The sequence below is a fragment of the Candidatus Arcticimaribacter forsetii genome (genome assembly GCF_910589745.1).
Taxonomy (GTDB): domain Bacteria; phylum Bacteroidota; class Bacteroidia; order Flavobacteriales; family Flavobacteriaceae; genus Arcticimaribacter; species Arcticimaribacter forsetii.
Map to the genome: position 1 here is coordinate 1486533 of NZ_OU342399.1, position 13254 is coordinate 1499786.

Annotated in this window: 16 protein-coding genes; 8 read left to right on the top strand and 8 right to left on the bottom strand. The window is 34.1% G+C overall.

Annotated elements, in window-relative coordinates; all coding sequences use genetic code 11:
* Window positions 1-27: 27 nt before the first annotated feature.
* From dnaJ to mnmC2, 4 genes are all read right to left on the bottom strand, one after another.
* Window positions 28-1134: a molecular chaperone DnaJ gene (gene dnaJ, locus NG655_RS06740; RefSeq protein WP_252158563.1), complete on the bottom strand. Its 1107-nt coding sequence runs from the start codon at window positions 1132-1134 to the stop codon at window positions 28-30.
* Window positions 1135-1167: 33 nt separating this feature from the next.
* Entirely contained in the window at window positions 1168-1701 is a 534-nt protein-coding gene (locus NG655_RS06745) for a nucleotide exchange factor GrpE (protein ID WP_252158564.1), read from the bottom strand.
* A 70-nt stretch (window positions 1702-1771) separates the two neighbouring features.
* Window positions 1772-2674, bottom strand: coding sequence for a TIGR01777 family oxidoreductase (locus NG655_RS06750; protein ID WP_252158565.1), 903 nt, complete (start codon window positions 2672-2674; stop codon window positions 1772-1774).
* Between the two features lie 27 nt (window positions 2675-2701).
* Window positions 2702-3457, bottom strand: coding sequence for a tRNA (5-methylaminomethyl-2-thiouridine)(34)-methyltransferase MnmC2 (gene mnmC2 / locus NG655_RS06755; RefSeq protein ID WP_252158566.1), 756 nt, complete (start codon window positions 3455-3457; stop codon window positions 2702-2704).
* Window positions 3458-3472: 15 nt separating this feature from the next.
* On the opposite strand from mnmC2, the gene NG655_RS06760 reads away from it, so the two are divergent.
* On the top strand, window positions 3473-4543 hold the full coding sequence (locus tag NG655_RS06760) for a branched-chain amino acid aminotransferase (RefSeq protein WP_252158567.1): 1071 nt from the start codon (window positions 3473-3475) through the stop codon (window positions 4541-4543).
* Here NG655_RS06760 and NG655_RS06765 read toward each other — a convergent pair.
* On the bottom strand, window positions 4521-4907 hold the full coding sequence (locus NG655_RS06765; protein WP_252159098.1) for a nucleoside triphosphate pyrophosphohydrolase family protein: 387 nt from the start codon (window positions 4905-4907) through the stop codon (window positions 4521-4523). The two genes, NG655_RS06760 and NG655_RS06765, sit on opposite strands and share 23 nt — an antisense overlap.
* Window positions 4908-5015: 108 nt before the next feature.
* Here NG655_RS06765 and NG655_RS06770 point away from each other — a divergent pair, with 108 nt between their 5' ends.
* The 7 genes from NG655_RS06770 (at window position 5016) to purU (ending at window position 10556) form a co-directional block, all read left to right on the top strand.
* Window positions 5016-5207: a hypothetical protein gene (locus NG655_RS06770; protein ID WP_252158568.1), complete on the top strand. Its 192-nt coding sequence runs from the start codon at window positions 5016-5018 to the stop codon at window positions 5205-5207.
* A 32-nt stretch (window positions 5208-5239) separates the two neighbouring features.
* Window positions 5240-6241: an SRPBCC family protein gene (locus tag NG655_RS06775; protein ID WP_252158569.1), complete on the top strand. Its 1002-nt coding sequence runs from the start codon at window positions 5240-5242 to the stop codon at window positions 6239-6241.
* Window positions 6242-6253: 12 nt separating this feature from the next.
* Window positions 6254-6625 carry a fluoride efflux transporter CrcB gene (gene crcB / locus NG655_RS06780; RefSeq protein WP_252158570.1) on the top strand — a complete coding sequence of 124 codons (372 nt, stop codon included), beginning with the start codon at window positions 6254-6256 and terminating at the stop codon, window positions 6623-6625.
* A gap of 269 nt (window positions 6626-6894) precedes the next feature.
* A complete protein-coding gene (locus NG655_RS06785; protein WP_252158571.1) occupies window positions 6895-7233 on the top strand; it encodes a P-II family nitrogen regulator in 339 nt (112 codons plus the stop codon).
* Between the two features lie 24 nt (window positions 7234-7257).
* Complete coding sequence (locus NG655_RS06790; protein WP_252158572.1) at window positions 7258-8505, top strand: ammonium transporter; 1248 nt, start codon at window positions 7258-7260, stop codon at window positions 8503-8505.
* A gap of 26 nt (window positions 8506-8531) precedes the next feature.
* Window positions 8532-9575 (top strand): outer membrane beta-barrel protein, encoded by a 1044-nt coding sequence (locus NG655_RS06795; protein ID WP_252158573.1) that lies wholly within the window; start codon window positions 8532-8534, stop codon window positions 9573-9575.
* A 126-nt stretch (window positions 9576-9701) separates the two neighbouring features.
* A complete protein-coding gene (gene purU / locus NG655_RS06800) occupies window positions 9702-10556 on the top strand; it encodes a formyltetrahydrofolate deformylase (protein ID WP_252158574.1) in 855 nt (284 codons plus the stop codon).
* Window positions 10557-10558: 2 nt separating this feature from the next.
* Here the strand turns inward: purU and NG655_RS06805 are convergent, their stop codons facing one another.
* Genes NG655_RS06805 through prfA form a run of 3 tightly spaced genes read right to left on the bottom strand, consistent with a single transcriptional unit; the run spans window position 10559 to window position 13248 of the window.
* On the bottom strand, window positions 10559-11341 hold the full coding sequence (locus NG655_RS06805) for an alpha/beta fold hydrolase (RefSeq protein ID WP_252158575.1): 783 nt from the start codon (window positions 11339-11341) through the stop codon (window positions 10559-10561).
* Window positions 11341-12168: an orotidine-5'-phosphate decarboxylase gene (gene pyrF / locus NG655_RS06810; RefSeq protein WP_252158576.1), complete on the bottom strand. Its 828-nt coding sequence runs from the start codon at window positions 12166-12168 to the stop codon at window positions 11341-11343. Before pyrF ends, NG655_RS06805 begins: the two co-directional genes overlap by 1 nt.
* 3 nt (window positions 12169-12171) lie before the next feature.
* Window positions 12172-13248, bottom strand: a complete 1077-nt coding sequence (gene prfA, locus NG655_RS06815; RefSeq protein ID WP_252158577.1) for a peptide chain release factor 1 — start codon at window positions 13246-13248, stop codon at window positions 12172-12174.
* Window positions 13249-13254 lie beyond the last annotated feature (6 nt).

Here is a 13254-nt window from a genome sequence, read left to right on the forward strand (position 1 = left end):
AGCACACAATTATACTTTAATATGAAGTTAGGCAAACATATCTTTTACTTTTTCAAAAAATGATTTATCAGACTTTTCAGGTTTTGGAAGGAAATTATCATCTTCCATCATTTTTTGAAAAAATTGTTTTTGTTCTCTATTTAATGTTTTTGGTGTCCAAACATTTATATGAACAAGTAAATCACCTGTTCCATAACGGTTAACATCTGGTAAACCTTTACCTCTTAATCTAAGTGTTTTTCCGGACTGAATACCAGATTCTAATTTAATACGAACCTTACCTTCAAGCATTTCAATATCTTTTGATACACCAAGTGCAGCCTCTGATATAGAAACATAAAGATCATAATGAACATGGTTTCCTTCCCGCATGAAACGGTCATGAGCGTGTTCTTCTATGAGAACAATTAAATCCCCTGAGACTCCATTTCCGGGAGCAGCATTTCCTTTTCCAGAAACCTTTAACTGCATTCCATCTTCAACTCCTGCTGGTATTTGGATAGAGACAGTTTCTTCTTCCTGAACCATTCCTTGAGAATCACTTCCCTTAGGTCTATTAGAAATTGATTGCCCAGAACCAGAACAAGTAGGGCAAGTAACAGCAGTTTGCATACGTCCTAAAATAGTATTGGTAACTCGAACCGTTTGGCCTGAACCATTACAAGCGGTACAAGTAGAATAAGTTACGCCACTGGCCTGAACCTTTCTTTTTACCTTAACTTTCTTATTTACACCCGATGCTATTTCCTCTAAGGTAAGCTTAACACGGATTCTTAGATTACTCCCTTTAACCCTTCTTTGTCCACGACCACCGCCACCAAAGCCACCGCCGAAACCTCCACCAAAAATATCTCCAAATTGGCTGAAGATATCATCCATGTTCATTCCACCACCGCCAAATCCTTGACTTCCGTCAAATGCTGCGTGTCCGTATTGATCGTATTTTGCTTTTTTATCTGGATCTCCTAATATTTCATATGCTTCTGCAGCATCTTTGAATTTTGCTTCAGCTTTTGAATCATCTGGATTTTTATCAGGGTGAAATTCAATTGCTTTCTTTCGATATGCTTTTTTAATCTCAGAGGCAGTAGCTCCTTTTGAAACTCCTAAAATATCGTAATAATCTTGCTTCATATCTTATTATTTAGACTACTTATTATCTTTAGTCTACTGACCTACAACTACTTTTGGATAGCGTAGAATTTTATCTCCAAGCTTATATCCTTTTTCTACTACATCTATTACTTTTCCAGTCTGGTCTTCTCCAGCAGGGATTTGTGTAATTGCTTCATGAACTTCTGAATCAAATTGATCTCCAGGTTCAACAACAACTACATCTAACCCTTTGGATTTCAAGGATTCATTTAACTTGTTACTAATCAATCTAAACCCGTCAAAATCAGCTGAATTTTCTGATTTATCAGATTCCTTTAATGCTCGTTCAAAATCATCTAGAACAGGCAATAAATTAACCATAACATCCTGTCCAGCAGTTTTGAATAATTCGATTCGCTCTTTTGAAGTTCTTTTTTTAAAATTTTCAAATTCAGCAAAAAGTCTTAAATACTTATCTTTTTCTTGTTCTAAAGATTCTTTAACAGAAATTAATTCCTTTGCCTCTTTAGAAGGTCCCTTCTTAGATGCAGCCTTTTTTGTCGCTGCTTTTTTAGATGGTTTCTTAGATTCTTCTGTCGTACTCATTCAATTATTTTTCAATTCAGATGCAAAAGTACTGCCATTATGTTAAAATTGTCAAAATGTCACGTAAAAATTATAGTAAATCTTTCAATGCCTTTTCTAGTGTCGGAAAATTATAAGTGAAATTCTCTTTTTTAACTTTTTCAGAGCTTACAAAATGGCTATTTAAAACAAGCGTACTCATTTCACCCACCATTAAACGAATCAAAAATTTAGGTAAAGGAGGCATAAAGAAAGGGCGTCTAATTCTTTGGGCTAGTTGCCTAATGAATTCTGTTTGTGAAACGACTTCTGGAGCCACTGCATTATAAACTCCTTCCCACTCGTTATTTGCTGCAGTTAAAAAAAGACGTGCAAGATCAGACACATGAATCCAAGATTGCCATTGTTGACCAGTTCCAAAAGCTGCTCCCAAACCAAATTGAGTTGGAATTTTAAGCGTTGCTAAAACACCTCCTTGGGTTGCAAGAACAAGACCAATTCTTAACTTAGAAACTTTGATATTTAAAGCTTGAAATTCATCTACTGCTTTTTCCCAATCAATAACAACTTGTTCCATAAAAGAACCTGAAGAAACAGGATCCTCTTCGTCATGAATTTTGTCGGGAGAAGAAGGATATACCCCAATTGCGGATGCAGAAACTACACTCGAAACTGTATGATTTATTCCTTCTAAGGTTTTTACTAATAGGGATGTAGTATTTATTCTACTGGTTAATATTTCATTTTTATATTTCTTGGTCCAAGGCTTTGAAACAGTAGCACCTGCTAAATGAATTATGGTATCCACTCCATTCAAACATTCTGAATCGATTAACCCTTCTTCAGGGTTCCAATAAAAACCTTTTATTCCTTTATGAAAACCAAGTTTAGATTTGCTCCTTGTTAAAAAATGAACTTCATGACCTTCTTTTAGAGCATGCTCAATAAGAATCTTCCCCACCAAACCTGTCGCACCACTTATTAAAAACTTCATTCTATTTTTTTTGTAAAAATAATACAATTAAGCCCGAATTGCACGTAACATTTCACGTTTTCCAGGAGGTCCTTCTATTCTAAAGACCTCCAACCCTAAAGATTCTAATGATCTTCTAACACAGCCTTTTGCGGAATAAGTGACAAATACACCATTCCTGTTTAGAGCATTTATTATCGGACCAAGTGTTTCTTCACTCCACATTTGAGGTTGCACACGGAATCCAAAAGCGTCATAATAGATAACGTCATACTTCGAAACAGGATTGAAGTTTTCCATCAAAATTTTATTTTTTAAGAGAGTGAAAAATGGATTGATTTTATTTTTCTTTTCCCATGGAGATAAATGGAGTTTTTTTAAAATGGATTTATAATTTTTAGAAGGAAAAAGGGAATCAAAATCTAAATCTTGAACTTCAAGAAAAGATAATGGAAACGCTTCAATAGTTTCGAATTCTACTTCAAATTCATTTTCAGTTGCATACTCTAAGGATAGCAGTGCATTTAGACCAGTACCAAATCCCATTTCGAAAACAGTACAAGTCTTATCATTGATTTTATTTAAAGATTTCCAAAAAGACAAACCAGACTCAATATAAACATGCATGGCTTCGTTATAAGCACCATGCATGGAATGATAATATTCATCCCACTGCTCCATATATAAAGTGGAACTTCCGTCTGCCGTTATGACTTTTTCTCTTTTGATTCCATAAAGGTAAAAAAATGAATATTGATCTTTTAAAAAGATATGATTTAAAAAATTAATCTTTAATTTTGACATTTATTAGCAGGAATAATGAAAATAACACACACAAAAGAATCTAGAATAAAAAATGTTGATTTTGACAATTTAAGTTTTGGAGAAATCTTTACGGACCACATGTTTGTATGCGACTATAAAGATGGCGTTTGGAATACGCCAGAAATTATGCCATATCAACCTATTCAAATGGATCCATCTTCAAGTGTTTTTCATTATGGGCAAGCTGTTTTTGAGGGAATGAAAGCCTATAAAGATGAATCTAACGAAGTTTGGTTATTTCGTCCAGATCAAAATTTTGAGCGTATAAATAAATCTTCGGAGCGTTTATCAATGCCTACATTTCCAAAGGAATTATTTTTTAACGGACTTGAAAAACTATTAAGTCTAGATAAAGAGTGGATCAAAAAAGGAACCGGTAATTCTCTTTACATACGACCATTTGTTTTTGCAAGTCAAGCAGGCGTTCAAGCTTCAGCTTCTAATGCATATAAATTTATGATCATTTGTTCTCCTGTTAGTAGCTATTACAGTTCCTCGGAAGTTCATGTTCAAGTTGCAGAAAAATACAGTAGAGCTGCATCTGGAGGTGTAGGATTTGCGAAAGCTGCAGGAAATTATGCCGCTCAATTTTACCCCACCTCACTCGCACTTAAAGAAGGGTTTCAACAAATTATTTGGACCGACGCTAACACCCACGAGTATTTAGAAGAAGCGGGTACAATGAATATCTTTTTCAGAATTAACGACACACTTGTAACAACCCCAACTAGTGACAGGATTCTTGACGGAATAACAAGAAAAAGTATTTTAAGACTATCGGAACACCTAGGTATTAAAACTGATGTTCGTCCGATTACTATTCATGAACTCCTTTCTGCAAAAAAAGACGGAAGTTTAAAAGAGATTTTTGGTGCAGGTACAGCAGTAGTAGTTAGTCCAATAAAAGGTTTTGGATATCAAAACGAACGATATGTATTAGAAGACATTGAAGATTCTTTTGCTCAGAAACTCAAAAATCACATGGTGGCTATTCAAACTAATGCTGCAGAAGATCCATTTGGATGGCGTTATCCAGTGAACACTACTGATTCAGTATCGCTTTAATATTGGGTTTAAAATAGTTCGGCCCTTTCATTACTTTTCCATCTTCTCTGTAAATTGGGTTTCCATCTTCACCTAACTTACTCATATTAGAACGCTGTATTTCTTCGAAAACTTCAGTGATTTTATGCTGCATTCCATGGGTAAGAATAGTTCCACATAAAATATAAAGCATATCCCCTAAGGCATCTGCCACTTCTACTAAATCATTATTTTGAACTGCTTCTAAATATTCTTCATTCTCTTCTTTCATTAAGTTGAAACGAAGTTCTTTAATTTTATCAGAGACTTCAATAGTTGGTTTTTGATTTACACCGATCTTAAAAGCTTCATGAAAAGCTTGTACGGCATCTAATTCATTTTTAATCATATGGATCTAGTTTAATTTAACCCAAGGCTAAACTTAGTTGTAACATAATTCCAAATCCAAAAGGTTTGGAACTATTTTTTTATAATTTCGTAGAAAATTAACGTTATGTTTTCAAACGGACAACTCCTTTTCTCAGTATTTTTTGTAATTGCTTTTACAATTGCGATCACATATACCTATAGAAAGGATTTCAAAGGACATCAAGTACATTACAAAGGAAGCTTTAAAATCTTACTTACCTTTATTGCAGCGATAGTTGTTTTATTTTTTATTAAATATTTCACCCAAGCAGACTAACCAAGTAACTCCTTAATTATAATTCATAAAAAATGCATTACATACGTTTTATTATAGGAGTTCTTTTTTTCATATTTCTTATTTTCCTATTGCATATTAAGAATATCCCTTCAGAATTTAAAATAAAGCGTACGATAACTACTTCGATTCCCGCTGAGACATTATATAAATACATTCATGATTTTGAACAGTGGCCGGAGTGGAATCCATGGATACAAGAAGATCCTGAAATGAAGCTCACTTTTGACAAAACTAATTCAGAACTACCTTCTTATAAATGGTATGGAAAAGAGGGATCTGGATCTGTAAAAACAATAACAACAGACTACCCACACCAAATAAAGCAGGTTATGTTATTTGATGGTTTTAACCCCGCTAACATATCATGGTATATTAAAGAAGATTCTAATACGCTTCAATGGACAATGGAAGGGGAAATGGATTTTGCAATGAAAATTTTTACTCTAATGAGTGGAAGCATGGATTCAATGATTGGACCTTATTATGAAAGAGGTTTAAAAAACATAAATCAAATTTTAAGCAATAAGCTAAATGAATATCGGTTTAAGTTAATAGAAAATGAGTCACTTCAAAAACAATTTTATCTGAATAAAACCTATTTTTCAAAACCCGATAAAATTGATTCCATAAGAACAGCTGACTCTAAAATTTTATTAGAATATGCTAGAGAAAATAAGTTACAAACCGATGGGATATTATTTACTCTAACTCCGAGATTAGATTCAATAGCCGTAACCTGGAAACTTGCATTACCTATAAAAGAATATCACAAATCGACAAACCCATTCATTAAGTGTAGATTAATGCGAGAAAGAAAAAGTTTGAGTGGAATTCATTATGGTCCAAAAGACAAGATTGAAACGTCTTGGAATACACTTTACAAAAAAATAGATGAAATAAATCCTAAACTCCAATATTATCAAATTACTAGATATATTAAAGATGCTACCTTTGATAAAGATCCTTTAAGTTGGGAAACAGAACTTATTTTACCTTATAAACTAGATTTTTAAAATATTGAAGAAATGAAAATATTATTATGGGTGTTTTTAGGAGGAGGATTAGGAAGTAGCTTACGCTATGGAATTCATTTGCTATTTAAAAACACTACTTCTTTATATCCTGTTGGAACTTTTGTAGCAAATTTAGTGGGGTGTCTTTTAATAGGAATATTATTTGGAGTGCTTCAAAAACTCAATCTTCTAAAATCAGAAATACATTTCTTTTTTATTGTTGGTTTTACAGGAGGACTAACAACTTTCTCTTCTTTTGCCATTGAAAACGTGCATCTATTTCGTGAACAAACCTTACTTCAACCCTTAATCTATACTTTTGGTAGTCTAATTATAGGGGTTTTGATGGTAATTGCTGGACTTTGGCTTTCTAAATCTCTTTAGAAAGAAACTAGAAAATAATTTAATTTATTAACAATCAATTGATTATAAATATCAAATGATTAATTGCACCTATTTATTAATAAAATTAGGCACCCCCCCCTTAAAATTAGGGGGAATTCTTAAAATATTCAATTTAAATTTACAATACCCCTATTTTTTAGGGGTAAATTTTATAAATAATATAAAAATAATAAATTTTATATTAAAATTTAGGGGGTAATCATCAAAAGCATACTATTTTTGATCAAAATCATTTAAACAATAATTATATGAAAAAAGTAGAAGCGATTATTCGCAAATCAAAATTTGGAGACGTAAGAGATGCGCTCCATAAAGTAGAGGTTAACTTTTTTAGTTACTGGGATGTTACTGGGGTTGGAAATGAAAAAGAAGGGCACGTTTACCGAGGCATTTCTTACAGCACATCTGACATTCAAAGAAGATATTTATCCATTGTAGTTAATGACCAATTTCTTGAAAGAACAATTGATGCCATTACAAGTTCAGCCGGAACAGGAGCTGTTGGTGATGGAAAAATATTTGTTTCCAGTATAGACGAAGCGATTAGAATTCGTACCGGAGAAACTGGAGGAGAAACACTTAACTAAAAAACTAAACAACTATAATTTATTATGGAAACAACAGCAATTTTTACAGCAAACAACGTATGGATGATGGTCTGTACGGCACTAGTATTTTTCATGCATTTAGGATTTTCGTTCCTAGAAATTGGATTAACTAGACAAAAAAACACAATCAACATCTTATTTAAAAACTTCTTTGTAATAACAGTAGGTCTTTTACTTTATGCAATCGGAGGTTTCAATTTAATGTATCCAGGTTTCGAGGATGGAGCAATGGGTATTTTCAAATTCGCTGGATGGGGAATAGCATCTCCTGAAAATGGAATGACAACTGCATATGCAGATGGTGGATACACTTGGTGGACAGACTTCTTATTTCAAGGTATGTTTGCAGCAACTGCAGCAACTATCGTTTCTGGAGCTGTAGCAGAAAGAATTAAACTTAAAAGTTTCATGATTTTTGCTATTATATATGTAGGATTAATCTATCCAATAGTAGGTTCTTGGAAATGGGGTGGTGGATTCCTTGACGCAATGGGATTCTATGACTTCGCAGGATCAACCCTTGTTCATTCTGTAGGAGGATGGGCTGCATTAGTTGCTATTTATTTACTTGGTGCTCGAATTGGAAAATTTGATTCTGACGGAACTTCAAGAGCAATTCCAGGACACAACCTCCCATTAGCAGCTGCTGGGGTATTAATCCTTTGGTTAGGATGGTTCGGATTTAACGGTGGTTCTGTATTATCAGCAGACCCTGCATTAACATCATTGACTTTAGTAACTACATGTTTAGCTGCCGCTGCAGGTGGTGTAGCATCAGCTATATTCTCTAACTTTCTTTATAAAAACTTTGATCTTACCATGTTTATGAATGGTGTACTTGGTGGTTTAGTTGGAATTACTGCTGGAGCAGACCAAATGGGACCATTGGATGCGGTTATTATTGGAATTATAGCAGGTATCATAATTGTACTTGGAGTTTCTTTAATTGATAAACTTAAACTTGACGATCCAGTAGGAGCAGTAGCTGTTCACTTAATCTGTGGGATTTGGGGAACCTTAGCAGTAGGAATATTTGGAGCAATGGCAGGATTTGATCAATTCTTGATCCAACTAGCTGGTGTAGGAATTGTAGGGGCATTCTGTGTAATCACAAGCTTCTTAATTATGCTATTAGTAAAAGTAATTTCTGGAGGAAGCATCAGAGTTGAAAAAGAAGAAGAACTTAAAGGACTAGACATTTCAGAGCACGGTATGGATGCTTATGCAGACTTTAGACTTAACCAACACTAAACAAACAATAATTTAATATAAACATTATGAAAATTTTCAAAACATCAATTTTATCTTTAGCATTATTTGCATCGACAATTACTTTTGCTCAAGAAACAGAAGTAGCAACTGAAGAAGCTGCTCCAACATTTAGCGTTAGCGGATCAGTTGACACTTATTTTAGAAGTGCAGAATTTGCTCCGAACACTTCATTTGCTGGGATCCCTGGATTTGCACTTGGGATGGCTAACATTGTTCTTTCTTATGAAGGAGAAAAACATGGATTTGTAGCTGATTTAGTATACGGACCAAGAGGAACCGAAGCTGTATTCAACTCTGTTGGATCTTCTAACATCGTAAACCAGTTATATGCATACTACAATGTAAGCGATAGTTTTACGTTAACATTGGGTAACTTCAACACATTCCTTGGATATGAAGTTATTTCGCCAGTAGCAAACTTCAACTACTCAACTTCTTACATGTTCTCTTACGGACCATTCTCTCATACAGGTATTAAAGCTGATTTTGCTTTATCTGATGATGTATCTTTAATGGTTGCAGTATTAAACCAAACTGACTACACAGAAGGAAACATTGACTCGGATGGAGTTATGTTTGAGAAATACATGTACGGTGTACAATTAGGATTATACGGACAATACATTAACCTATTGGCTGGTGAAGATTACACTCAAATTGATTTCACAGGAGGTCTTGACATTACAGACTCTTTCTTTTTAGGAGTTAACGCTACTTCTACTGATTTAGGTGGAGATGCAGGATTCTCTGGAATTGCACTATATCCTCAGGTTGCTTTATCTGAAAGCTTTAGTGTAGGATTAAGAGGTGAAATCTTTAGCGAGACTGATGGTGGTGTTGGAGCTTTATACTCTGGATCTCTAGACGGAAGTACAGAAGATGCTGACAATACATCTATCACTATCACTGGTAGCTATACTAGTGGAAACTTTATATTAAAGCCAGAATTTAGAATTGACACTGCATCTGCAAACATCTACTCTAAAAATGCAACTGACTTTTCTGACAACTTAGCGTCTTTTGTAGTAGCCGCTATATATTCATTCTAAAAGAAATTAATACATAATTGTTTGGTTTCCCCCCGCAAAGTTTTGGTAGCCTTTGTGGGGGTTTTTTTATGCCAAAAATGTTATATTCGTTCAAACAAAAGCCATACATTAATTACGCTTATATAGATGAAAAGAATTACACTCGTTATGAACTGTCCCGATCAAAAGGGAATTATTGCTGAAGTAACCAACTTCATTCATAACAACAACGGAAATATTGTTTACATTGATCAATACGTAGATCGAGTTAATGCTGTATTTTTTATGAGAGTAGAATGTGAAATTTCTGAGAACGATCACAGTCTAGAATATTTTAAATCAAATTTTGAATCTACAATAGGGAAACAATTCCAATTAAAGGTTGATATATACATAAACGATGTTTTACCAAAAATGGCATTATTTGTTTCTAAATACGATCATTGTTTATACGACATCCTCTCCAGACATCAATCGGGTGAATTAGCCGTTGACATTCCTTTTATCCTTAGTAATCATAATGATTTAAAAAGTATAGCGGACCGTTTTGATATTCCGTTTTATCATGTTCCTGTTACTAAAGAAACGAAAGAAGAAGCTGAGGAGAAACAACTTAAAATATTAAAAGAACACCATATTGATTTTATTGTTTTAGCACGTTATATGCAAATAGTTTCTGGCAAATTAATAAAGCATTATACAAACAAAATAATCAATATACACCATTCTTTTTTACCTGCATTCCCAGGAGCAAAACCGTACCATTCCGCATACGATAGAGGGGTAAAAATTATTGGAGCTACTAGCCATTATGTTACGGAAGAGCTTGATGCTGGCCCTATTATTGAGCAAGACACCACTCATGTAACCCATTTAAATTCAATTAACGACTTCATAGCCAAAGGAAGAGATTTAGAACGTATTGTTCTTTCTAAAGCACTACAATTACATACGGCTAGAAAAGTAATGGTTTATCAGAATAAAACCATCGTATTCTCTTAAAGCTAGAGTTTTTTTAAAAAATCTAAAGTCATCTCGTTGAATTGCCTCGGACGTTCTACATTTACAACATGTCCACAATCTTGAATTACCTCTAAATGGGAAGAAATATGAAGATTTACAACCTCTTTCACCGAGGGTAAAAACATATAATCCTCTGATCCCATAACATAAAGAGTAGGGATATTCAATTCTTCTTGCCTAAATATTTTAAGCAAAGGAATTACATCGCCAGTAAGTTTAAACCAGCGTATAAATTCTTTTTGATATAATTTTTTAGCTTCTCTAATAAACATAATCCGAGAATCTTTATGATTCCTATGAGGCATCATAATGAAAGCAAATACTTTATAAATCCACATATACGGAACTATCGACTTTATTGAATTACCAATATAAATAAGAAGTCTAGATTGAAAACCAAATTTTAATATTGCACCCCCCATAGTCATACTCAAAACTCGTTCGGGCTGCATTTCTGCGATTTGTCTTATAATTATAGTACCTAAAGAAATTCCTATAAAATGAGTTTGTTTAATTTCTTTATAATCCAAAACCTCAATAATATCAGATGCTATCGCATCGAAGGTATAAGCACCTTTTAAGGGTTTTAATGTATTAGAACTTGAATCACCATGACCTCGCAAATCAATTAACAATAAATTAAAATACTTTGAAAATGCTCTTATTTGCTTGAACCACACAGAAGAACTCCCTCCAGCTCCATGGATAAAAGTTACCCAAGGGGCATTTTTATCGTCAGCTTCATAAAGGGTGTAATTCAACATTATATATAATTTTTATTTTTTAGTATTGCTGCCATTTGAAGCTGCAAATCTTGAGCCGCTTTTCCTGCAGCACCTGCAAAATCTTCACCTTTAGAAGCATAAATAATTCCTCGTGATGAATTCACTAATAAACCTACATCTTCAGATAAGCCATTTTCTGCAACTTCACTTAAACTTCCCCCTTGAGCCCCTACTCCTGGTATTAATAAAAAAGAATTTGGAATTAATGTCCTAATGTTTTTTAGAGCAGCTGCTTTTGTTGCTCCCACAACATACATAAGTCGATCGGAACCCTCCCAATGGGTACTCGTTTCAATTACTTTCTCGTAGAGCATTTTACTGCCAATTTTTTGGGTTTGAAAGTCGGAAGAACCTGTGTTTGAAGTTAATGCTAGAACAATAGCATATTTTTCTTCAAACTCTAAAAAAGGTTCAACTGAATCTTTACCCATGTAGGGTGCTACTGTTATTGAATCAAAATTAAAAGTTTCAAAATATGCTTTAGCATACCGAGTTGCAGTGTTTCCAATATCACCACGTTTCGCATCTGCAATTGTAAAAATCTCTGGATGGTTCTCGTTTATATAATCCATTACTTTTTTCAGAGACTTCATTCCTTCTGGCCCATAAGTCTCAAAAAATGCAATATTAGGTTTATAAGCTATAGTATAAGCTGCTGTAGAGTCAATTATAGCTTTGGAAAATTCAAACAAAGGGTCTTGTGTATCTTTGATATGCTCTGGAACTTTCTCCAAATCAACATCCAAACCAACACACAAAAAAGATTTTTTAAGAAGGATTTGCTCCTTTAATGCTTTTATTCTCATATATTAAAAAACCTCACCGGCTTCCTTAAGTTTTTCTGTATTTTGATACAGTTGCAATTCATCGATAAGCTTATGAACATCTCCATTAATTATATTTTGAAGGTCATAAAGCGTCAATCCAATTCTATGATCTGTTACCCTCCCTTGAGGATAATTATAAGTTCTAATCTTAGCAGATCGATCGCCAGATGAAACTAATGAATTACGTTTTTGTGAATCTGCTTCAAGTTTTTTAGCCAATTCCATTTCGTATAAACGAGAACGCAAAACCTTGAGCGCTTTATCTTTATTTTTGTGTTGAGATTTTTGATCTTGGCACTGAGCAACAATTCCAGTTGGTTCGTGTGTTAAACGAACAGCAGAATAGGTTGTGTTTACGGACTGTCCTCCAGGCCCAGAGGAACAGAAATAATCTACACGTACATCGTTCATATTGATTTCAACATCAAATTCTTCTGCCTCCGGTAAAACCATTACCGTTGCAGCAGAAGTATGAACTCGTCCTTGAGTTTCAGTTTGAGGAACGCGTTGAACTCGGTGTACTCCCGATTCAAATTTCATAACCCCATAGCAGTCTTCTCCAGAAGCCTCAAAGATAATTTCCTTAAAACCACCGGCTGTTCCTTCACTACTATCCACTAAGCTTACGTTCCAACCTTTGTCTTGACAAAATTTAGAATACATACGGTATAAATCTCCGGCAAAAATACTTGCTTCATCTCCACCGGTTCCAGCTCTAATTTCTACGACTATATTTTTAGCATCTTCTGGATCTTTTGGTATTAATAAAAACTTAATATCTTCTTCTAATTCCGGAAGACTCTCTTTCGCTTCTTCCAATTGCATTTTAGCCATTTCTACCATCTCAGCATCAGAAGCATCACTAATAATCTCTTCTGCTTCAGCGATATTAGAAAGCAAGGTTTTGTATTGCTCTCCTTTTTCAGTTAATATTTTTAAGTCTTTATATTCCTTATTCAGCTGAACATAACGCTTTTGGTCCACAATGATATCGGGTTGAATAATCAAATCGGAGACCTCGTCAAAGCGTTGTTGAATTATTTGTAGTTTTTCGATCATAAGTTG